Here is a 20,006-nt window from a genome sequence, read left to right on the forward strand (position 1 = left end):
ACGGCACCCCGTCGACTCGTGTCGGGCGCCGCGACCGCCGTCACGTGGTCGAGATGCCCAACGCCGACCGCAGTGCCAGACCCGCCTCGTCGTGAGCGAGCTCGGCGCGTGCCATCTGGGTCCACCGGCTGACGAAACCGTGGACCACGCCGTCGTAGCGCGTCACCGTCACGTCGACGCCGGCGTCGCGGAGTCGTGCACCGAATGCCTCGCCTTCGTCGCGGAGCGGATCGAACTCGGCGGTCTGGATCAACGCCGGGGCGAGGTCGGAGAGGTCGTCGGCCATCATCGGCACCGCGTAGGGGTCGTTCCGCAGTGGCGCAGGCACGAACTGATCCCAGAACCACCGCATGTCGTCGGTGGTGAGGAAGTAGCCGGTCCCGTTGTCGATCATCGACGCACGGGTGAAGTCGACGTCGACGGCCGGGTAGATCAGCAACTGGAACGACAGGTCGAGGCCCTCGTCACGAGCGCGCAGGGCGACCCCCGCGGCGAGGTTCCCGCCGGCGCTGTCGCCGGCCACCGCGAGTCGCGATCCGTCGCCACCGAACTCGCCGGCGTGTTCCGCGAGCCACGACGTGACCGCCCAGCAGTCGTCGTGCGGCGCCGGAAAGGGATGTTCGGGTGCGAGTCGGTAGCCGACCGACACGACGATCGCGCCGCTGCGCACGGCGAGGCGACGGGCGAGGCTGTCGTGCCCATCGAGGTGTGACAGCACCCAGCCGCCACCGTGGAAGAACACGACGACAGGCGGCTCGGTGTCCCCCGGGGTCGCCACGGTGGGGGAGTACACCCGGACCGGGATGTCGCCGGCCGGCCCGGGAACCGTGGCGTCCACGACGAGGGCGACGGGGTCTCCGGGCGGTTTGGGCGCAGCGTCGTAGTCGGCGCGAGCGAGTTCGGGTGTGCCGGCGCTCAGCGGAGGAACGTCGAGTCGTCTCAGCGTGTCGAGCAGTTCGGCGGTGTCACGGTCGAGCCCCATCGCACCACTGTTGCATCCGGTCGTGTGTGCCCTCTGGTTCGAGACGACCGAGGCGACCCGACTCAGCGGACTCGAGGATCTTCGCCGATTCGGGACTCGAGGTGATCACTCGCTCTCGGCGGCGACGAAGAGGCGCAAGGGCTGCGGGTTCTTGGTGATCGCGAACGACCTCGCCCCGGCGGGGAAGACCTCCCCGTCGGCGGCGAGCAGAGGCGCCGCGTCGTCGACCTCGATGTCGATCCGATCGACCAGCACTCGCGAGTACACCGCCGACCGTGCGAGACGTCCGGTGAGCAGCGCCGCGATCAGACGGATCCGGGCGAACGGGTGGTCGGCGTCGACGATGCGGACGTCGAACAGCCCGTCGTCGAGGCGATGTCTCGCAGAGGGCGCGAACCCGGCGGGCTCGTAGGAGCAGTTCCCGATGAAGATCATCCAGATCCGTCGCCGCTCGCCGTTGATCGACAGCGTGAACGGGGTGCCGTCGATCAGGATCTGGAGCAGTGCGATCACGACGGCCGGCCATTTTCCGAGTGTCTTCTCGTACTGCTCCCGGAGTTCCACGAGTGTGGAGTAGCTCCCCAGGCTGGTGGTGTTGACGAAGGTGCGTCCGTCAGCGAGGCCTGTGTCCACGCTGACGAGTCGCCGGTTCTGCACGGCTCGGATCGCGTCGGCGACCGTGTCGACCCGGGCATCTCGCGCGAAGTGGTTCAGCGTGCCGCCCGGGAAGACGGCGAGTGGGATGTCGGCAGCCAGGGCCGCCGCGGCGGTGGCCCCGACCGTTCCGTCACCGCCGATGGCACCGATCGCCTCCGACGCGCGCGCAACACGTGTGAGTTCCTCCTCGAGAAGGGCGACGTCGTCGACCCGCACGACCGTCACGTCCGGGAGTTCGCTCTCGATCTTCGCGATGATCTCGTCGTGCGCCGGGTCGCCCGCCGACGAGTTGACGACGATCGACAGTCCACCGCCGGTGGTCGAGACCCGGTCGGTGGTGGTGGCCGGCGCCGACGCCGGGACGACGTCGGTGTGCTGCGTGCGCGGCCAGATTCGCAGCGTGGCGACCGATGCGACGACGCCGAGGACGGTCGCACCGATGATCTCGGCGCGTCCCGGGCGGGTGCTCCTCGCCGAGGACGCAGCGGTCACGACGGCCAGCACCCCGATGGGCGCGGTGAGCCGGGGCGCCTCGATCGCGGTCGCTGCGGTGAAGGCGGCTGCCGTGGCGATCGCAGGTCGAGACGGTGCCCCGGCGCCCAGGCCGAGCGAAGTCCACCCACGGGAGCCACGAGCGTCGATCGAGTTCGTAGCGCGTCCCAGCGTCGCAGCCGTGGCGATCGAGATCGCCGCCCGCAGAGTGGCGCGTCGGCCCGGGCGATGTCCGAACCGCGCGGTGGCGAGGCCGACGGGCACCCACAGGGCGACACGCCAGTCCATCCGGCGCAACGACGCGACTCGTGTGTTCGCCTGACGTCGGAGCATCGGCAAAGTATGACGGGTGGCAGCGGAATCAATCCCTCACGAACGGGGTACGGCTCCGGGCATGAGCGAAACGACGCAGTTCTCGACCACGGAGCCTCTCGTGCCGGATCCCGACCCGACGCACACGCCGGTGATCCCCGACCCCGATCCCACCCACACTCCCACGATCCCCGATCCCGACCCCACGCACACGCCGACGGTCCCCGATCCGATCGTGCCCGAGCCCGGTCCGACGGTGCCCGAACCCGATCCTGGTCCCGCTCCCACGACCCCGGAAACCGAACCGGCGCCTGCGATCGGGGCCGGCGCCGCCGTTCTCTCCGTCTGAGTCGGTGGCGGGTCCGGCGCGAGTGCACGGAGGCCGCCGCCACATCTTCGACACGTGTGATTTCGATGCATGGAGCGCAACGAGTCCGGGTACGGCCGACACCATGAAACTTCTCATTGGAATCGTGATCGGTGCCGCAGCAGGCGGCTACATCGTCAACAACATGAGCGCCGACCAGCGCCGCAAGCTCGAATCGCAGATCGATCGGATGGGCGACAAGGTGTCGAACGCCAAGGTCACCGAAGCGGTCAAGGACAACGTCCAGAAAGTAGCCTCCGATGTCGCCGATGTCGCTGCTTCCAAGATCGACGAGGTCGGCGACAAGGCGAGCGAAGCGGTCGGCACGACCACGGCCTGACCCCACGATGGGTCACCACACGCCGTTGCCCAACGACGAAGCCCCTGTTCGGAAGGTCCGAACAGGGGCTTCTCGTTGAGCGGGCGACGGGAATCGAACCCGCGTAGTCAGGTTGGAAACCTGAGGTTCTACCATTGAACTACACCCGCTTGCAGACCGGATCCTACCGGTCTCCGGGCCAACCACTCGGGTCCGATGTAGTGGGATCGGCGACTCAGACCAGCAGGCGGCGCATGAGCAGTCGCCAGGCATCGGCGATCTCCTCGTCGGTGCGTTGGAGCACCGAACTCTGGTGGTCGTATCCCTCGAATCCCATCTGGGAGGACAGCAGAGCAGTGACGTGAGCGCGGTCGCGTGGCTCCATCTCGGCGAGTTCGATCTCGAAGTGGCGCCGGAACTGGTCGCGGTTCATCGCGGCGACGTTGGCCACCATGCGATCCACCTCGGGGAGCGTGGCCGACTTGGCTTTGGCGACCCTCACCAGGAACTTCGTGTGCGTCAGGATCCGGAGGCGGGCGGCGATGACGCCTTCGATCCGGTCGTCGAGAGATCCCGTTCCGACCCCTGCGATCACTGCGAGCGGCAGTGCGTCGCGCAGGGCGGTCTCGAGAGCGGTCCGAGCCAGGTCGTCGAGGTCGTCGAAGTAGCGGAACACCGAACGGTGCGACACCTCGGCACGGTCCGCGATGTTCGCGACGGTCGGGTCGAGATCGCCTTCCTGGATGAGCGAGATCAATGAGGCGATCACGGCATCACGGTTTCGACGGCGGCGTAGTGTCCTCCCGTCGGTGTCGGTCTCGAGTGAGGTGATGTCGGTGGCGACAGTGAGTGCCGTGGGTGAGTTCGTCATGAGAATGGTGACCTCCGATGTTCAACCTAGTGATGATGCGACCGCAGACAGTGAACAACTCCAGCAATGACACTATCAGAGACACAACACGATCGGACCCTCGTCGAGCGGATCCGCAAGCTGCTCGACAAGGCGGAACGGACCGACAGCGTCCACGAAGCCGAGGCATTCGCGGCCAAGGCGGCGCACCTCGTGGCACGTCACCGGATCAGCCCGGAACAACTCGCGCAGCGAGGGGGTGCTGCCGACGACCTCGCAATTCGCGAGCTGGTCGTCGGGCGGGGTGCGTACGTTCGCGGCCGGATTGCGCTGCTCGGCAACATCGCCGAAGCGCACGATGTCCGGATGGTGTTCCAGGCCACCCCTGCGGGCAGCGTCGCCTTCCTCGCGGGACGGAGCGAGGACCTCGACGTCGTCGAGGTGATGTACGCATCGCTGCATACGCAGGTTGCCGGACAGATGGCCGGCCTGCGCCGATCGACCGGTGCAGCGACGCAGCGTGAACGACGTGCCTTCCTGTTCGGGTACGCGAACCGGATCGGTGACCTGTTGGCGGAGTCTGCCGTCGCAGCGAAGGTCGAGGCCGACCGTCGAGCCGGTGGTGGCGCCGCCACCGAACTCGCCATACGCGAGCGGCGGGAACGCGTCGACGAGTTCGCCGACGAGTCGTGGGGCAGGGTCCGATCGGCGACCAGACCGGCGAGGTTGTCGCCCGACGGGTACCTCCGGGGTGTCGAGGCGGCGGATCGTGCCGACGTGGGGCGCACCCGGTTGAGTGGTCGTGCGGCCCTGGGCCCGGGTCGGGGCCATGGTTGACCGCGAGCGTGCGCAGGTGTACGCCGCGGAGCTCGCTGCATTCGACGGCACGGATCTCGAGGAGGTGATCGGGGTCGATCGTGCGGTCGCCCTGATCCGGTCGGTGACCGTCCGAAGGTGGTGGCCCGTCGGCGCCGTGCAGGCACGCGCCGCTCGAGCCGACGCTCGATCGTCCGCGACCCGGTGTGGCCTCGAGGACGGCTCGGTGGCGTCGATCGCGATCGCAGCGCCGCAGGCGACGGTCGCCACCGCGGCGCACGAGTTGGCGCATGCGTTGGCCGGGGTGGCACACGGGCACGACGCGCGGTATCGACGGGCGCACCTCGACGTCGTCCAGGCGATCACGAACGTCGACCGGACCTCGGGCCGCGGGATGATCCACGTTGCCCAGCTCGCATCGGCCTATGCCGACGCCGGACTCGACGTCGGCGATCGGGTCTGGCCCGCTCCGCCCGATGTCGGCGGCGCCATCGCGCTCTGAGGGTCGTCCTGTCGATCAGTCGATGCGGCCTGCCGCTCGTGCGGCATCCTCCGCTGCGGTCAACTGGCCTTCGACGATCTTGAGACCGTTGGTCCAGAACGCCGGATCGGCGAGGTCGCATCCGACGATCTTGCCGAGTTCCTCCGGGGAGCGACTGCCGCCGGCGCGCAGCAGGTCGAGATAGGCGGGCACGAATGCATCGCCCTCCTCCACGTAGCGGGCGTAGACCGACAGGGCGAGGAGTTGGCCGTACGCGTAGGCGTACACGTAGCCGGGGGTGCCCATGAAGTGCGGCACGTAGCTCCACCAGTTGCGGTAGCCGTCCGTGATCTCGACCGAATCACCGAGCATGTCGGCCTGGCTCTCGGCCCACAGGTCGCCGAGGCGCTCGACGGACAGTTCGCCCTCACCTCGCCGTGCCGTGTGGCAGGCGTGCTCGAAGCGGTTCATCGCCACCTGGCGGAACACGGTGGCGATCGAGTCCTCGAGCGTCGCGGCGAGCAGTGAGAATCGCTCCTGAGGGTCGGTGATGGTCGACAGCAGTCGGCTGCTCGTCACCGTCTCGCCGAACACCGATGCGGTCTCGGCGACGGTGAGCGGAGTCGTCTGGTGGAACACGCCCTGATCACGGGCGAGCTGGAAGTGCAGGCCGTGTCCGAGTTCGTGCGCGAGGGTTGCCACATCGCGCGACGTGCCCGTCCAGTTGAGGAACACGTAGGGGTGGTGCTTCGGGCTGACCGGTGCGGCAAAGGCTCCACCGCGCTTGCCCGGGCGCACGGGTGCGTCGATCCAGTTCTCGTCGATGAACCGACCGGCATGGTCCGCCAGTTCAGGGGAGAAGGACGCGTACGCGTCGCGAACGATGCGGGTGCCCTCCTCCCAACCGAACTCGGCTTCGGTGGACGCGACCGACGCCATCCGGTCGTAGTCGGCGAGCTTGTCCACGCCGAGGATCTCGGCTTTCAGCGAGTACCAGCGCTGGGGGAGGGCGTAGTTCGAGGTGACCGCGTCGATCAGGGCCTGGACCGATTCGTCGGACGCCTCGTTGGCGAGGTTGCGTGACGAGACCCACGTGTCGTACCCGCGCATCCGATCGTTGATCGACTTGTCGAGCAGCAGCGTGTTGAACACGTAGGCACGAGTTCGCAGGCCAGGTTCCAGGCCTGCGGTGACGCCGTCGGCGACGGTGCGGCGCACGTCGCGGTCGGGGTGCGAGAGCATGGACAGGGCTTGCTGGAGTGACTGGCCGGAGCCGCCGTGTTCGTCGGGCAGGTCGACCTCGATCGCCGAGGTCAACTCGTCGAACAGCCGGACCCACGCCGCGGCGCCGACCTGTGACTTCTCGGCCAGGACGGTCTCCTCGGCCTCCGACAGCATGTGTGGACGTTCCAGGCGGACCTGCTCGAGGTGATGACGGCAGAAGTCGAGTTGCGGGTCGTCGATGATCGAGGCGACGTGCTCGTCGCTCGCCGCAGCCCACTCGAGGTCGAAGAAGATCAACATCGTCTGGATGGTCGTGGCCCGTTCCTGGGAATGGGCGACCGCCGCCCCGCGAGCCGGGTCGGTCGTGTCGGTGCTGAATGCGAGCATCGGGTGATACGCAGCGCGGTTGACGAGGTCGAGGACATCGGCCATCTGCGTCATCGCCGATGCGAGTTCGGAAGCGTCGAGATCGGCGACGCGACCACGTCGCTCGGCGAGTTGGCGTGCTCCCTGCTCGGCTTCGTCGAAGAGTTCGTCAGCGGAACGCTCGCCGAGGATCGTGTCGATGTCCCAGCTGACGCCGGCGGCGGCGAGGTCAGCCGCAACCGGGTCGAGGTCGGCGTGGTCGTTGATGTCGACGGTGGTCATGTTCCCAGTCTGGTGGCAGTCCGTGCGATCCCGCCGACTCGATCGCGCTCCACCCGGTCGGTTGGTCGGATCGGGTGCGAGATGCAAGGCTGGAGCGTGTTTGCCGCACGCATCCGAACGGGTACGACGTACGAACTCGTCGATGCGAGAGCATGCATTGCGAAGCGCACGACATCGAAAGGCTCGACCCCACTCACCATGACGTCTCTCTCGGCCGCTCTCCTCGCTTCGTTCCGAACGGATTCACGACCATGACATCGGGCGGTTCCAACGGAGCCGGATCCACGGTTCGCCAGCTTTCGGTCCTCTCCACGATCTGCGGTCTGGTCGGGGGTCTGCTCATGGACTTCGACGCCGCCCTGGCCCCACTGGACGACGATCCGAGCCTCGGTGCCGAGCACCCCGTCAACGCCTCGTCGTTCCTGTGAGCCGTTGGCGCGATCTCCTCGACGAGCCATCCACGACGCGGCCGAGCCCCCGCTAGGTTCTGTCCTTCACACACGGGGTGTGGCCCAGCTTGGTAGGGCGCCTGCTTTGGGAGCAGGAGATCGCAGGTTCAAATCCTGTCACCCCGACCACGCTGAGCTGGTGTTTTGCCATTCGGCGTTCTGCTTGACACGCCGTTGTATCCGATGAGGTCTTCGATGGTGCGGCGGAGGAGTCGGATGGAGTCGCCGACCTTGATGCAGGGGAGGCCGTCCTCGCCGTTGGTGTCGAGGTGCAGCCGGGCCTGCTCGTGGGCCTTGGAGATCGTCTCGGTGCTCGTCGACGAAACCGACGATCACTTCCATGGGCGGTCGAGTTCCGCCTGGGCGAAATACGCCGACGCCTTCCGCAAGATCTCGTTCGTGCGTTTCAGCTCACGGTTCTCCTGCTCGAGCCGCTTCATCTTCTCAGCGTCCTCGCTCGACAACCCCGGCTTCGAGCCGTCGATCTCAGCGCGCCGAACCCAGGCCGCAGCGACTCGGTTCCGATGCCGAGCTGCTCAGCAACCCGTTTCACCGTGCCGTGATCGGTCCCCAGCTCCTTTCGGAGCTGACGCACCGCACGCTCCGCACGGTCCTTCTCAGCTTCTGAATATCGACGCGTCGTTGGCTTCCCAGGCGACATCTCATGTGGCATGACTCCATCCTCGTTTCCAAGGTCAGGAGCCTCCAACCATCCCAGGGCGACTCACGACCGACGCCGGTTCGTGCCAGAGTTCCGCCGCATGGTGGGCGCCGCTCCCAAGCAGTACGAACGCATCTGCCGTTTCAACTCCGCCGTCGCAGCGATCCGACTTCCAAATGCTCGTCCGCTCGCAAGCGTCGCGGTCGACCACGGATTCGCCGACCAAGCGCACCTCTCTCGCGAGATCGGCCACTTCGCTCAGATCAGCCCCTCACGGCTCCACCGAGACGGAGCCACGATGGCCAACCACCTCGAGTACGACAAGATCTTCAAGACCTGACCCGCAACGAACTGCGAACGTCGAGCCTCATGACATCTCCAGCAATTCATCCCCGCCTCGTTGTCGACGACGCCGCCGCAGCGATCGACTTCTACGTCACAGCACTCGGCGCCACCGAACTGATGCGCTTCGCAGAGCCCTCCGGCAAAGTCGTCCAGGCCGAAATCCAGATCGGCAACGACGTCATCGCACTCACAGAACACGACGGCCACTGCAACCTGTCGCCCAACCACCTCGGCGGCTCACCCCTGCTTCTCACCGTCACCGTCGATGACGCCGATGCCACCGGACACGCGATGGTGAACGCCGGTGCCGACGTCATCATCCCCATCGATGACCGGTACTACGGACGGCGTGAAGGCCGACTCCGCGACACCGCCGGACACCTCTGGATTGTCAGCCAACACCTCGAAGACCTCACCGACGACGAGATCACCGAACGACTGAACGCCAACTGACGGCACCCCGCCACCACGACCTCGAAAACACGCATATCAACGCTCGACCCAAGAGTCGTGGACCGATCGAGAACGGCACAAGCCGTAGAGAATCGGATCCATCCGAGATCGGCACGTACGCGATCGGCAGACCGCACGGAAACGTGCGGTGTCGTTCGTTCTCTAGAAAACGGCGAAGGGGAGAACCGCCATCATGCAGAAGAACGAGCCGATGAGACTGGCGACGCCCAGCAGGGCGTAGCCGCCCGTATGAGGCTGCCGCCAGATGTAGACGGTGAGAGCGATCGTGGCCATCAGTGGAATGCCGGCCCAGGCCGCCGCCCACAGCCATATGCCCGCACTGGAAGACGACGCAGCCAGTCGGATGACCACGATGAGCATGAACCCGAAGAGCGTCACGCGTCCGGCCGTGATCGAATAGCCCACTGCACGTGCGCTCATCGAGCTGACGCCAGATCTCACCGTCCCTCCGCAAGCCTGAGCGAGGTCGCTGGGCCGACAGTTTGGCCTCAGCCGAGGACCTGAGGGTCAGCTCGTCCCATGACGTCTCCCTCGGGGTCGCTCAGAACAACGGCAGGCCCGTCGGCGCCAACGTGTCCTCTACCGGCACGGATGCGCTCGGCTAGTCATTCGATAACGCGCGTCGCCTGAAGCCCGCTTGGCGTGTACAGGTTCACGAGGACCAGCGCCGACGTCGCCATCGCTGTCGCAGTGATGATTTTTGTCTCCAGCGCGAGCGTGGAGGTGCCGATACGAAGTCATGCCCTCGCTCGTTTCGCGCCCGATCGGTGACGCCGCTGTCGCCGACGGGTCTTCGCGAAGTCGCGCTTCAGGGGTGATTGGCATGGCCAGCCTTCTCGTTGCGACCGCGCTCATCACAGTGCATGCTGCGTTCGCTGAGGACGCCATCGGAGACTGGACCTACCTCGCCGTTGTCGTCGGCTCGGGGGTAGCGGCCTGGGCCGGCGCACGTCGGAGCGGCTTCCAGATCCCGCTCACCCTGATCGCGCTCGGCGTGACGCTGTCGGCGGCGGGCGACGTCGGTTGGCAGTACTTCTTCTGGACGAACGACGAAGCACCGAATATTTCGGTGGCTGATGTCGGCTGGCTCGGCTCATACGCTGCGATCGGTCTTGGCTTGTTGGGAGCGACCCGTCGCCGGAGCGGATCGCGTGTCGACCGTGACGGGGTCCTCGACGTCGTTGTCGTCTTCCTGGCGGCGATGGTCGCCCAATGGGAGCTCTCGCTGCACGCGACCGTCACCGACACGTCGATGACGGTTCCCGTGCGTGTCGTGTGGGCGCTCTACCCCACGTTCGACGCCGTCCTGCTGGCGCTCGTCCTCCGAGCCGTGTTCTCGCACCGCCTGCAAGGCTTGGCCGCCTGGCTCGTCGCAGGCGGCGCAACATGTTGGTTGATGTCGGACTTCGCGTTCACGCTGTTCGCCGCCGATGGCAGCGCCGCAGTCGTGATGAACGTCGGCTGGATGCTCGGCGCCGTACTGCTCGCCACCGCAACGTTCCGCGGTCGCGACTCGATCGCTCAAGTCAGCGGCGCATCGACCGGTGCAACGTACAGCGGGATCATGGTGGCCCTCGTTCCATTGCTCCTGCCCGGTGGCATCGCGGTGATCCAGCACGCCAGAGGAGCCGAATCGGACCCCGTCGTGCTGTACATCGTGACGCTGATGCTCCTCGGGCTGGTGTTCACCCGCGCTGCACGTCTGTTGGCGGCCGAGACGGAACTCCGCGAGGCGATCCGGACGCAGGAACGTTACGCGCAGGCGCTCGCGGCCAACTCCTCTGACGCCTCGATGGTCGTCGGCGAGGACGGCTTGATCCTCAGCGATGCCCCAAGACTCGCCGAGCTGACAGGGTATGCCGGAGCTCCCACGCGCGGCCAGGACGCCTTTCTCCTCGTCGCACCCGAGGACCTCCGCGCCGCCCGCGCGATGTTCAACCGCTGCCTCACGCTCCAAGGCCAGACGTTCGACACAGATCTGCGCGTACGCAACGGTCTCAGCCGGAACCAGTGGCTCAGCGTCCGCATGGTCAACCTCATCAACGATCCCGACGTCGGCGGAGTGCTCGTCAACCTGCACGACATCACCGACCGCAAGACGGTCGAGGAGGCGCTCACCCACCAGGCGTTCCACGACGGCCTCACCGACCTGGCGAACAGGGCGCTGTTCATCGACCGGGTCGAGCACGCGCTTCGGCGCAACTTCCGCACGGATTTCGAGGCGGCTGTGCTGTTCATCGACGTCGACGGCTTCAAGACCGTCAACGACAGCCTCGGCCACGTCGCCGGCGACGTCCTGTTGAAAGAAGTCGCCCAAAGGCTCATCCATGCCGTGCGTCCTGGCGACACCGTCGCCCGGCTCGGAGGCGACGAGTTCGCGATCCTCATCGAGCAGAGCCCACACGTACGTGATGAGTCGGAAGCGGTCGCTGAGCGCGTGCTTCAAGCGCTCAAGACCCCGATCGTGCTCGAGTCGCAGACCGTGACGGTCTCTGCCAGCATCGGCATCGCTTCCAGTGGCGCTCGCACCACCGCCACATCGCTGTTGCGCGACGCCGACGTCGCGATGTACAGGGCCAAGTCGTCCGGTCGCGGGCAATGTTCGGTGTACGACCCGGACATGCGAACCGCCGCCGTCGAGCGCCTCCAGCTCGAAACAGGTCTCGTCGGAGCGCTCGATGCCGGCCAGTTCTCGTTGATGTACCAACCCGTCGTCGAGCTCACGACCGGCCGCATCGTGGGGTTCGAAGCACTCCTGCGCTGGAACCACCCAACATTGGGGGTCGTGCCGCCGGACCGGTTCATCCCGGTCGCCGAGAACAGTGGGATGATCGTGGACATCGGGGTCTGGGTGATCCAGGAGGCATGCGCCACCGCAGCTCGCTGGAACCGCGATTACCCGACGCTCGGCAACCTGTCGATGGCGGTGAACGTCTCGGCCCGCCAGATCGCCTCACCCGAACTTGTCACCCACGTCGCCAGAGCACTCGCAACTACCGGTCTCCAAGCGCGGTCACTGATCGTCGAGATGACCGAAACCGCATTGATCGATGACACCGCCGTTGCGACCGCACGGCTTCACCAGCTTCGCGGTCTCGGCGTCCGCCTGGCGATTGACGACTTCGGCACGGGCTACTCGTCGCTCAGCTACCTCCGGCAGTTCCCCGTCGACATCCTCAAGATCGATCGCTCGTTCATCGACACCATCGACGACCGGGGTCACACACCGGCAATCGTGCGGGCGATGATCGACCTCGGCCGCACCCTCGGCCTCGAAACGGTCGCAGAAGGGATCGAGCTGAGCGTGCAGCTTGATCAACTCCGAGAGCAGGACTGCGACCTCGGACAGGGCTACCTGTTCTCGCCACCCCTCGAACCGGTCGACGCCGAATTGCTCCTCGTCAAACTGGCGCCAGCGAGCGCACTCCGACGACAGGACCCGCCCCTCGCCAGTACATGATCACGCACGCTGAATCGGTCGGTGTTGCGCCACCGCCTTGGGACTCGGCACCAGCCGTCCGCGATCGGCACTTCTACTGCGCTGCACGTCAGACAACGGGACCCGCAACATGCCTCCCGCCTCCCGCCTCCCGCCTCCCGCCTCCCGCCTCCCGCCTCGGCACCGACGCGCTGACACGTTGATCTGCAACACCCGCTGCCGCAGTCGGCCTGACGTCGGAACTCGGCTGACGAAAGGGTTCGCCAACCGACCTCGGGAGCGCATATCAACACCGACCGGCGGCGTGCATGACTGCGAGAGGTCGGCACCTATCGATCGGTCGCTGCCCGGCTAGACCCGAGCGATATTCGCGGGCCGGAACGCTCCAATCCGCACATGAATCCGCCGGCGTGTCTGAGGTGCATCGTGGTCTGAGCCGACGCACTACTCCGTCCTCGAGGGAGCTCGCTATCGCGAATGTATCAATCCGGGTTGCACCGGCTGATGACGGCCCGTCCGGGTTGACGCGTGCCGTGCGGACATCACCCCAGCTGGATCGCAAGAACGCAGCGAAATCCGACACGAAGCGACATTCGCCGCTACACCCCAGATCCCGATTTGGGAGCAGGAGATCGCAGGTTCAAATCCTGTCACCCCGACCACGTGAGCTGATGTTTCCGGCTCGGTGATCGGGCGCACGTCGCGGATGCAGGTGCACGTTCGCTCGGCGGCGGGTCGCGGGAAGTTCGCTTCGACTTGCCGCGCCGGGCATGCGATCGCGTGTGTCAGGCCTTCATCTCGTCGTGCTTAGGCAACCCTAACAACTATTGATGGAAAGAGTTATGGTCTCCACCATGCTGGAACTGCTCGACGAGATGCGGATGCACCTCAACATCGACCATCACGACACTGTCAGCTTGATCGCGCAGTTCGTCGCAACGCAACAGACAGGCGAACGTGGCTCGGCGGCGCCCATCGAGGCTTCGGACATCGAGGGACTGCGGTCCGGCGACTCGCACGGGTCGATCGAGGCGGTCGACGCCGACGGCCTCGACGTCGCGATCGGGTCGCACGCTCGCGGTCATCGGCGGTGCATCCGGCACTCGTTCTCGGCACCCTGCTCGTCCGTCGACGACGTGAGCGCCGAGTTCCACTCGCTGCTTCAGGCGGCGCGTGCGTGGATCGGTGACGCCCTGCCGCTGACGAGCTTCGAACGCGAACTCGCCGTCGGCCATCTCCGGACCTTCGTCACCCGGGTCGGCGACGTGCGCGACATCACTCCGAACCTGCGCCAGATCACATTCGAGGGCGGTCTCGACGACTTCGTCTCGATCGGCGGCGATCAGTTTCTCTACGTCCTGCTCCCACCTCCGGGTCGGAGCGAGTTGACCGTCGACGCTGGATTCTCGTGGGCGTCGTACGAGGCGATGGACCCCGCCGATCGACCTGTCGGGGCGTACTACAGCGTGCGGGCCTGGAATCCGGCGACCCGTCGGCTGGACATGTGGTTCGTCCTCCACGGCGACGACGGCGCGGCCTCGTCGTGGGCGCAGCGCGTCGAGCCCGGCTCGCCCGTCGCACTCTGGGGTCCGCGCACTGCGTACGACCCGCCCGCCACCACGAGCTCCCACCTCATCGTCGTGGACGAGACCGGCTTCGGTGCCGCATGCGCGGTGCTCGACCAACTGCTCGCGGCCGATCCGCTCGCCACGGTGCACCTGCTGGCCGAAGTGGGTGACGCCTCGGGCCGGGTGGACGTCCCGGCGGGCCCGCGAGTGACCGTCTCCTGGCTGGACCGGGGCGGGGCGCCCCCGGGGTCGACGAGCGCACTGGTCGACGCCGTCCGCGACACCGCCGTCGCCGACGACGTGTACGCCTTCGGCGCCGGTGAGTCGCGCCGCATCACCGAGGTCCGCCGCCACCTGCGTGACGAACGCGGTCTCCCGGCCGAACGGGTGTCGATGACCGGCTACTGGCGGGCGTCGTGACCACCGGCTGGCCCCCCGAGTTCCTCGGCGCGGTCGACCGGGTCGTACGGCTGCGTCCGCCGATGGTCCGGATCGTGCTCGGGGGCTCCGATCTCGACGGCGTCGACCGGGCCGCCGACGCCTGACGATTTCCCTCGCATCGTCTTGCATCTGATGTAAGGCGCACCTAACATCAAACGGATGGCACCGCTACCACGAGGTCTCTCCCGAGTGGTCGTGTCCGTCGCCGTGTGCACGTCGGTCGCCACGGCAGGCTGTCGCAGCGCGTCGACGGATCCCCTGGGTCAGGAGGGGCCGACGGTCAGCGCACCACCGATCGTGTCCGACTCGACGCCGTCGACCGACCCGTCGCCGGTGGTCGCGACGACGGAGCCGGTCGGATCGGCGCTGACGGGCGAGTCGGTCCCCGCAGAGACGGCGCAGTCGGAGGTGCGGATCGTGCCCGTCGACGGCGACCTCGCCGAGATCGTGTTCGCGCTGGGCTTCGGTGAGCAGGTCGTCGCAACCGACATCTCGGCCACCTACCCGGCGTCCGCGGACGAACTCCCCGTGGTCGGCTACCAGCGTGCGCTGTCGCCCGAGCCGATCCTCGCATTCGAACCGACGATCGTGCTGGCCACCGACCTGGCCGGACCGGCAGAGACCCTCGACGACCTCGACCGGTTGGGTGTGGAGGTCGTCGTGATCGAACGTCAGAGCACGGCGCTCGGCCCCGGTGACAAGATCCGCGCCGTCGCCGATGCGCTCGGGGTGCCCGAGAAGGGCGACGAGCTCGCCGATCGCGTCGATGCCGAGATCGCGACGGAGACCGAGCGCGCGGCGAACGCCGTCGGATCGCCACGCGTGGGTGCGCTCTACGTCCGTGGCGAGAGCGTCCAACTGCTCCTCGGCGAGGGTGGGGGCGTCGACTGGCTGATCGAGGCCGCCGGTGGCATCGACATCGCCGACGAACTCGGCGTGGTCGACCACGCGCCCATCAACTCCGAGTCGCTGCTCGTCGCGGCCCCCGAGGTCCTGATCGTCCCCGAGCGCGGTCTCGAGTCGGTCGGCGGGTTGGACGGACTCCTCGAACTCCCCGGCATCGCCGAGACGCCGGCAGGGCGCAGTGGTCGGATCCTCGTCTACGACGACCAGTTCCTGCTCGGCAACGGACCGCGTACCGGCGCACTGCTGCACCAACTCATCACCGACCTGCACGGAGACATCTGAATGATCGCCACGTCAACCACCGAGCCCGATCGCGCCGTCGATGCGCACGAGACGTCGGGTCCGCCGACCCTCGGCGACGTCGACAGTTTCGCCTCCCACGCCGAATTGGCGCGGACGCTCGTCGAGCCCGGTGGAACGGCCACGCTGTCGACGCTCACGCGGTCCGGCCATCCGTACGCGTCGGTCGCGCCGTACTCGGCGTGCAACGCCGGCGCGCCGTTGATCTGCGTGTCGACGCTCGCGGAACACACGCAGAACCTCCTGGGCGATCCCCGCGCCAGCGTGCTGGTCGAAGCTCCGGTGGAGCCGGGCGTCGATCCCCTGTCGGCCGCCCGGGTGACCGTCGTCGGAACCTTCGTCCCCGTCGAGCCGACCGACTCCGAGATCGCCGCCCACCTCGAGATCCACCCGTTCGCGAAGAACTACGTCCACTTCGCGGACTTCACGTGGTGGCGCCTCGAGATCTCACAGCTCCGCTACGTCGGTGGGTTCGGCGTGATGGGCTGGACGACCGGTGCCGACTACGCAGCTGCGACGGCCGATCCGATCATCCCGCACGCCGCACCGATGATCGCGCATCTCGACGCGGATCACGCCGACGCGTGCCGTGCGATCGTCACGTACCTCGCGGGCGTCGCAGGGGCCTCGTTCGCGCCCGTGTCGTCGATCGACCGCTACGGGTTGACGTTGGACGCCCTCGACGACGACGGACGACACCTCGCGACCGCTCGTGTCGCGTTCGACGAGGCGCTCCACTCGCCCGACGACGTGCGCGCTGCCACCGTCCGACTCGTGCACCGCGCCCGTCAGGCGGCGACCGACGCCTGAGCGACGGACGCATCCACTCGACGACCGCCCTGTCACTGCCGGCTCATCCCCACCCGAACTTCCAACCCAGGAGACACCCATGACCCCCCTCGAACGCCTCCGGCTCGCCACCGCGCTGGTCCACACCATCCCCGACGCCGACCTCCGGCTTCGCACCGACGACGGTGAGCTGATCGTGGTCACGCACGAAGCCGGAGCCGACATCGATCCGTGCAAGATGCGACGCCTCGTCGCGGCCATGGCCTGTCCTGATCGTCCCGACCTCGCCAACCACATCACCGAGGTGTCGCTCGGAGGCGGCCTGACCGATCTCGGCGGCGGCGTGTTCGGCTCGAGTTCACCCGACGGTGTTCATCGCTGGTTGGCCAGCCTGCTCGGCTTCGCAACCCTGTCCGAGCTCCTCGACGGCGTCGACCTCGACGCCCTTCCCGATCACGCGATGCACGCCTGCCTCAAGCCCGATCCTGCGCTCGGCGTCACCGTCGTCGGGATCACCTCGAACGACGCCCGGTTCGACCACGCCCTCGACGAGACGGCCGCGCAGGTTGCCGCCGCATGTTTCGTCGCGGAACTGTGTGGGTCCGCCACGAGCGCCCGACATGCAGGCGATCGCATCGGAGGTGTGTCGTGAAGCGGATGGCCGCACTCGCGATCGTGGGCGCCGTCGTCGTGACGGCGTGCGGTTCCGAGGACGCCGCGCCCGTCGGCACCGACGCGCCGCGGGCGACCGAGGCGGCGTCGACGGACTCGACCGATGTGGACGGTGCGACCGTTGCGGACGGCTCGACGACCGGCGACGGGGCTGACGAAGACGCCGGCGACGAGGCGTTCCCGGTCACGATCGACCACAAGTTCGGCCAGACGACCATCGAGACCGAGCCGATGCGCGTCGTGTCGGTCGGCTTCAACGAGCACGACTTCCTCCTCGCCCTCGGCGTCACGCCCGTCGGTCTGCGCGACTGGTACGGCGACCAGCCGAACGGTGTGTGGCCGTGGGCGCAGGACGAACTCGGTGACGCGACCCCTGCGGTGATCGCACCCGACGCGATCAACTTCGAGCAGGTCGCGGCGTTGGAGCCCGACCTCATCGTGGGCGTGTGGTCGGGCATGACCGCAGAGGACTACGAGTTGCTCGCGGCGATCGCGCCCACCGTCGCGCAGCCCGACACCTACGACGACTTCGGAACGCCCTGGCAGGAGCAGACCGAGATCCTCGGTCGTGCGACCGGCCGAACGGAACAGGCGGAATCCGTCGTGGCGGAGATCGAGGCGGAGTTCGCTGCGGTCCGCGAGGCGCACCCCGAGTGGGCTGGGCAGGAGGCGTCGGTGGCGTTCGTGTTCGAAGGCAACCCGGGCACCTACGTCTCCCAGGACACGCGCAGTCGGATCCTGGTCGACCTGGGATTCTCGATCCCCGAGATCAACGACTCGGCTGGCGACGACTCGTTCTACCTCGAACTCACGCCGGAGGACATCGAACCCCTCGACGTCGACCTCCTGGTGTGGACCTCGAGCACGGACGAGGAGGTCGACCTGATCCTCGAAGGTCTTCCCACCCGATCGCAGCTCGACGTCGTGCAGCAGGGACGCGAGGTGTTCGCCGACGCAGCCCTGACCGGCGCGTTCTCCCACGGCAGCCCACTGAGCCTCGAGTTCGCCCTCGATGCGCTCGTACCCGAGATCGAGGCAGCGGTCGACGGCGACCCGGCGACCGTGGTGCCCTCGGCGGCCGAGGTCGGCGCGGCCGACGCCGACACACGGGCCACCACCCCGGAGGCCGCCGCGGAGGACACCGCAACCGAGGCTGTCGGCGAGGGTGGTGACGACGCAGCGACGGCGGCGGCCGGCGCATGGTCGACCGTGTTCGACTCGACGATTCCGTTCGAGGAGAAGTCGGCGTTCCTCGAGGACCCCGACGCGCTCGTCGACGCCGTCCAGGCGTACGCCGACGCCGGCGCCGGGTTCGGTGGCATCGGCCTCTCGCCGACCGCGGTCGCCGTGGACGGCGAGACCGCGACGGTGACGTACGACGTCCTGTTCGGCGAGAACCCCGCGTACTCGGACCAGAGCGGGACCATCCAACTGGTCGACGGAGTCTGGACGGTGTCGCGGGACGAGTTCTGTGCCTTCATGTCCTCGGCTCGGGTGAGTTGCTGATGGTGCCCGTCCCTGCGGAATCCGAGGTCAGCGGCGGTGTGCGCCGTCGCGGTGTCCGAGCCGGTCGGGTCTCGACATCGAGGCCGACACTGCGCGAGGTCGCAGGACTGGCGGCGACCTACGAATCGCACGATGGCGGCGCCACGTCCTGCGCATCCGTGACTCACGGCCGCCTCGTCGCGCCCCACCCGCTCGTCTCCGAGTGACCGTGGCGTCACCCACGTCCCTCGCCGCACCTGGCACGCCGCCGCGGATCGCCGCAGACCCTGCGACGCGACGGCCGATCTCGCGTCGCCTGACCGGGATGCTGCTGTTGTGCGGTGCCGTGGCCTTCGGCGTCCTCGTGTCGCTCGCGGTCGGGGCCAAGTCGATTCCGTGGGGCACGGTGATCGATGCCTTCGTGGCCACCGACCCGGCCGCAACCGACCACCTCATCGTCCGCGAGCTCCGGCTCCCGCGCACGGTGCTCGGTGTCCTCGTCGGAGTCTCGCTCGGGATGGCCGGCGCGCTCATGCAGGGCGTCACCCGCAACCCTCTCGCCGATCCCGGGCTGCTCGGGGTCAACGCGGGAGCGTCGTTCGCCGTGGTGCTGGCCATCTGGGCGTTCGGCATCGCCTCGGTGTCGGGGCTCGTCTGGTTCGCGTTCATCGGCGCTGCCGTCACGTCGGTGGTCGTGTACGCACTCGGGTCCGCCGGGCGGGGCGGGGCCACGCCGGTCCGTCTCGCACTCGCGGGCGCAGCCCTCGCCGCGCTGCTCTTCGCGCTGACGCGAGCAGTGACGCTGCTCGATCAGGCGACGCTCGACCAGTTTCGCTTCTGGGTGGTCGGGTCGCTCGCAGGACGGGGCCCGGAGGTCGCCGGTCAGGTCGCGCCGTTCATGGTGGTCGGCATCGCGCTCGCGCTCGGCGCCGCGCGCCAACTGAACGCACTCGCGCTCGGCGAGGAGGCTGCGACGGCACTCGGTACGCGGATCGCGGTGACGCGTGCCGTCAGTGTGCTGTCGGTCACCCTGCTGTGCGGCAGCGCAGTGGCTACGGCGGGACCGATCGGCTTCGTCGGCCTCGTCGTCCCCCACGCCGTGCGCGTGTGGTTCGGTCCCGACCAGCGGTGGCTGCTGCCGGCGTCGGGTCTCGCGGGCGCGGCGCTGCTCCTGTACTGCGACACCCTCGGCCGCATCGTCGCCCGCCCCGGCGAGATCCAGGTCGGGATCATGACCGCTGCCGTCGGTGGCCCCGCCTTCATCCCCCTCGTCCGCCGCACCCGGATGGCCCAACTCTGAGAGCTCCGCGGAGCAGGAACACAGGACAC

Annotated in this window: 20 protein-coding genes, 2 tRNA genes, 1 pseudogene and 1 other annotated feature; of the genes and pseudogenes, 16 read left to right on the plus strand and 7 right to left on the minus strand. The window is 67.8% G+C overall.

The genetic code is table 11. The features are described 5' to 3' along the window. Positions 1–40 precede the first annotated feature (40 nt). The gene (locus ABJK40_RS17355) at positions 41–982 is read right to left on the minus strand and encodes an alpha/beta hydrolase (protein ID WP_348480303.1); all 942 of its coding nucleotides are present in this window, start codon (positions 980–982) and stop codon (positions 41–43) included. A 105-nt stretch (positions 983–1,087) separates the two neighbouring features. Beyond that, on the minus strand, positions 1,088–2,464 hold the full coding sequence (locus ABJK40_RS17360) for a diacylglycerol kinase family protein (RefSeq protein ID WP_348480302.1): 1,377 nt from the start codon (positions 2,462–2,464) through the stop codon (positions 1,088–1,090). A gap of 61 nt (positions 2,465–2,525) precedes the next feature. On the opposite strand from ABJK40_RS17360, the gene ABJK40_RS17365 reads away from it, so the two are divergent. Beyond that, positions 2,526–2,792 carry a hypothetical protein gene (locus ABJK40_RS17365; protein WP_348480301.1) on the plus strand — a complete coding sequence of 89 codons (267 nt, stop codon included), beginning with the start codon at positions 2,526–2,528 and terminating at the stop codon, positions 2,790–2,792. Between the two features lie 103 nt (positions 2,793–2,895). Then, positions 2,896–3,150, plus strand: coding sequence for a hypothetical protein (locus ABJK40_RS17370; RefSeq protein ID WP_348480300.1), 255 nt, complete (start codon positions 2,896–2,898; stop codon positions 3,148–3,150). A 78-nt stretch (positions 3,151–3,228) separates the two neighbouring features. Here the strand turns inward: ABJK40_RS17370 and ABJK40_RS17375 are convergent. Together ABJK40_RS17375 and ABJK40_RS17380 are read right to left on the minus strand one after the other, a co-directional pair. Then, positions 3,229–3,299 (minus strand) — tRNA-Gly (locus ABJK40_RS17375). Between the two features lie 65 nt (positions 3,300–3,364). Further along, positions 3,365–3,898, minus strand: coding sequence for a hypothetical protein (locus ABJK40_RS17380; protein ID WP_348480299.1), 534 nt, complete (start codon positions 3,896–3,898; stop codon positions 3,365–3,367). A 168-nt stretch (positions 3,899–4,066) separates the two neighbouring features. Here ABJK40_RS17380 and ABJK40_RS17385 point away from each other — a divergent pair, with 168 nt between their 5' ends. Together ABJK40_RS17385 and ABJK40_RS17390 are read left to right on the plus strand one after the other, a co-directional pair. Further along, the gene (locus tag ABJK40_RS17385; protein WP_348480298.1) at positions 4,067–4,816 is read left to right on the plus strand and encodes a DUF2786 domain-containing protein; all 750 of its coding nucleotides are present in this window, start codon (positions 4,067–4,069) and stop codon (positions 4,814–4,816) included. Continuing rightward, a complete protein-coding gene (locus ABJK40_RS17390) occupies positions 4,809–5,297 on the plus strand; it encodes a hypothetical protein (RefSeq protein WP_348480297.1) in 489 nt (162 codons plus the stop codon). Before ABJK40_RS17385 ends, ABJK40_RS17390 begins: the two co-directional genes overlap by 8 nt. A 15-nt stretch (positions 5,298–5,312) precedes the next feature. Here ABJK40_RS17390 and ABJK40_RS17395 read toward each other — a convergent pair whose 3' ends face one another. Beyond that, positions 5,313–7,148 (minus strand): M3 family oligoendopeptidase, encoded by a 1,836-nt coding sequence (locus tag ABJK40_RS17395; RefSeq protein WP_348480296.1) that lies wholly within the window; start codon positions 7,146–7,148, stop codon positions 5,313–5,315. A gap of 251 nt (positions 7,149–7,399) precedes the next feature. Here ABJK40_RS17395 and ABJK40_RS17400 point away from each other — a divergent pair, with 251 nt between their 5' ends. Further along, a complete protein-coding gene (locus ABJK40_RS17400) occupies positions 7,400–7,576 on the plus strand; it encodes a hypothetical protein (RefSeq protein WP_348480294.1) in 177 nt (58 codons plus the stop codon). 73 nt (positions 7,577–7,649) lie between these two features. Then, positions 7,650–7,726 (plus strand) — tRNA-Pro (locus tag ABJK40_RS17405). A gap of 163 nt (positions 7,727–7,889) precedes the next feature. After that, positions 7,890–7,972, minus strand: a sequence feature (AL1L pseudoknot). On the opposite strand, the pseudogene ABJK40_RS17410 reads toward ABJK40_RS17405, so the two are convergent. After that, a pseudogene (locus ABJK40_RS17410) lies at positions 7,933–8,270 on the minus strand (transposase); the annotation flags it as partial. It overlaps the preceding feature by 40 nt. On the opposite strand from ABJK40_RS17410, the gene ABJK40_RS17415 reads away from it, so the two are divergent. Further along, positions 8,269–8,598, plus strand: coding sequence for a helix-turn-helix domain-containing protein (locus ABJK40_RS17415; protein WP_348480293.1), 330 nt, complete (start codon positions 8,269–8,271; stop codon positions 8,596–8,598). The pseudogene ABJK40_RS17410 and the gene ABJK40_RS17415 overlap by 2 nt on opposite strands. 29 nt (positions 8,599–8,627) lie before the next feature. Next, positions 8,628–9,056: a VOC family protein gene (locus tag ABJK40_RS17420; RefSeq protein WP_348480292.1), complete on the plus strand. Its 429-nt coding sequence runs from the start codon at positions 8,628–8,630 to the stop codon at positions 9,054–9,056. Between the two features lie 162 nt (positions 9,057–9,218). Here ABJK40_RS17420 and ABJK40_RS17425 read toward each other — a convergent pair whose 3' ends face one another. Next, a complete protein-coding gene (locus tag ABJK40_RS17425; RefSeq protein ID WP_348480291.1) occupies positions 9,219–9,497 on the minus strand; it encodes a hypothetical protein in 279 nt (92 codons plus the stop codon). A 403-nt stretch (positions 9,498–9,900) separates the two neighbouring features. Between ABJK40_RS17425 and ABJK40_RS17430 the strand changes: the two genes are divergently transcribed. The 8 genes from ABJK40_RS17430 (at position 9,901) to ABJK40_RS17465 (ending at position 19,977) form a co-directional block, all read left to right on the plus strand. Further along, on the plus strand, positions 9,901–12,537 hold the full coding sequence (locus ABJK40_RS17430; protein ID WP_348480290.1) for an EAL domain-containing protein: 2,637 nt from the start codon (positions 9,901–9,903) through the stop codon (positions 12,535–12,537). Positions 12,538–13,370: 833 nt separating this feature from the next. Continuing rightward, complete coding sequence (locus ABJK40_RS17435) at positions 13,371–14,504, plus strand: siderophore-interacting protein (RefSeq protein WP_348480289.1); 1,134 nt, start codon at positions 13,371–13,373, stop codon at positions 14,502–14,504. Further along, entirely contained in the window at positions 14,501–14,629 is a 129-nt protein-coding gene (locus ABJK40_RS17440; protein ID WP_348480288.1) for a hypothetical protein, read from the plus strand. The genes ABJK40_RS17435 and ABJK40_RS17440 overlap by 4 nt, the downstream gene beginning before the upstream one ends. Before the next feature lie 55 nt (positions 14,630–14,684). Beyond that, positions 14,685–15,713, plus strand: a complete 1,029-nt coding sequence (locus ABJK40_RS17445) for an ABC transporter substrate-binding protein (RefSeq protein ID WP_348480287.1) — start codon at positions 14,685–14,687, stop codon at positions 15,711–15,713. Next, positions 15,714–16,541: a DUF2470 domain-containing protein gene (locus ABJK40_RS17450; RefSeq protein ID WP_348480286.1), complete on the plus strand. Its 828-nt coding sequence runs from the start codon at positions 15,714–15,716 to the stop codon at positions 16,539–16,541. Between the two features lie 79 nt (positions 16,542–16,620). Then, positions 16,621–17,172 carry a hypothetical protein gene (locus ABJK40_RS17455; RefSeq protein ID WP_348480285.1) on the plus strand — a complete coding sequence of 184 codons (552 nt, stop codon included), beginning with the start codon at positions 16,621–16,623 and terminating at the stop codon, positions 17,170–17,172. Positions 17,173–17,177: 5 nt separating this feature from the next. Beyond that, positions 17,178–18,698, plus strand: a complete 1,521-nt coding sequence (locus ABJK40_RS17460) for an iron-siderophore ABC transporter substrate-binding protein (RefSeq protein WP_348480283.1) — start codon at positions 17,178–17,180, stop codon at positions 18,696–18,698. Positions 18,699–19,002: 304 nt separating this feature from the next. Next, positions 19,003–19,977, plus strand: a complete 975-nt coding sequence (locus ABJK40_RS17465; protein ID WP_348510354.1) for an iron chelate uptake ABC transporter family permease subunit — start codon at positions 19,003–19,005, stop codon at positions 19,975–19,977. Positions 19,978–20,006: the final 29 nt, after the last annotated feature.

It is taken from the genome of Ilumatobacter sp. (assembly GCF_039969435.1).
Lineage (GTDB): Bacteria > Actinomycetota > Acidimicrobiia > Acidimicrobiales > Ilumatobacteraceae > Ilumatobacter_A.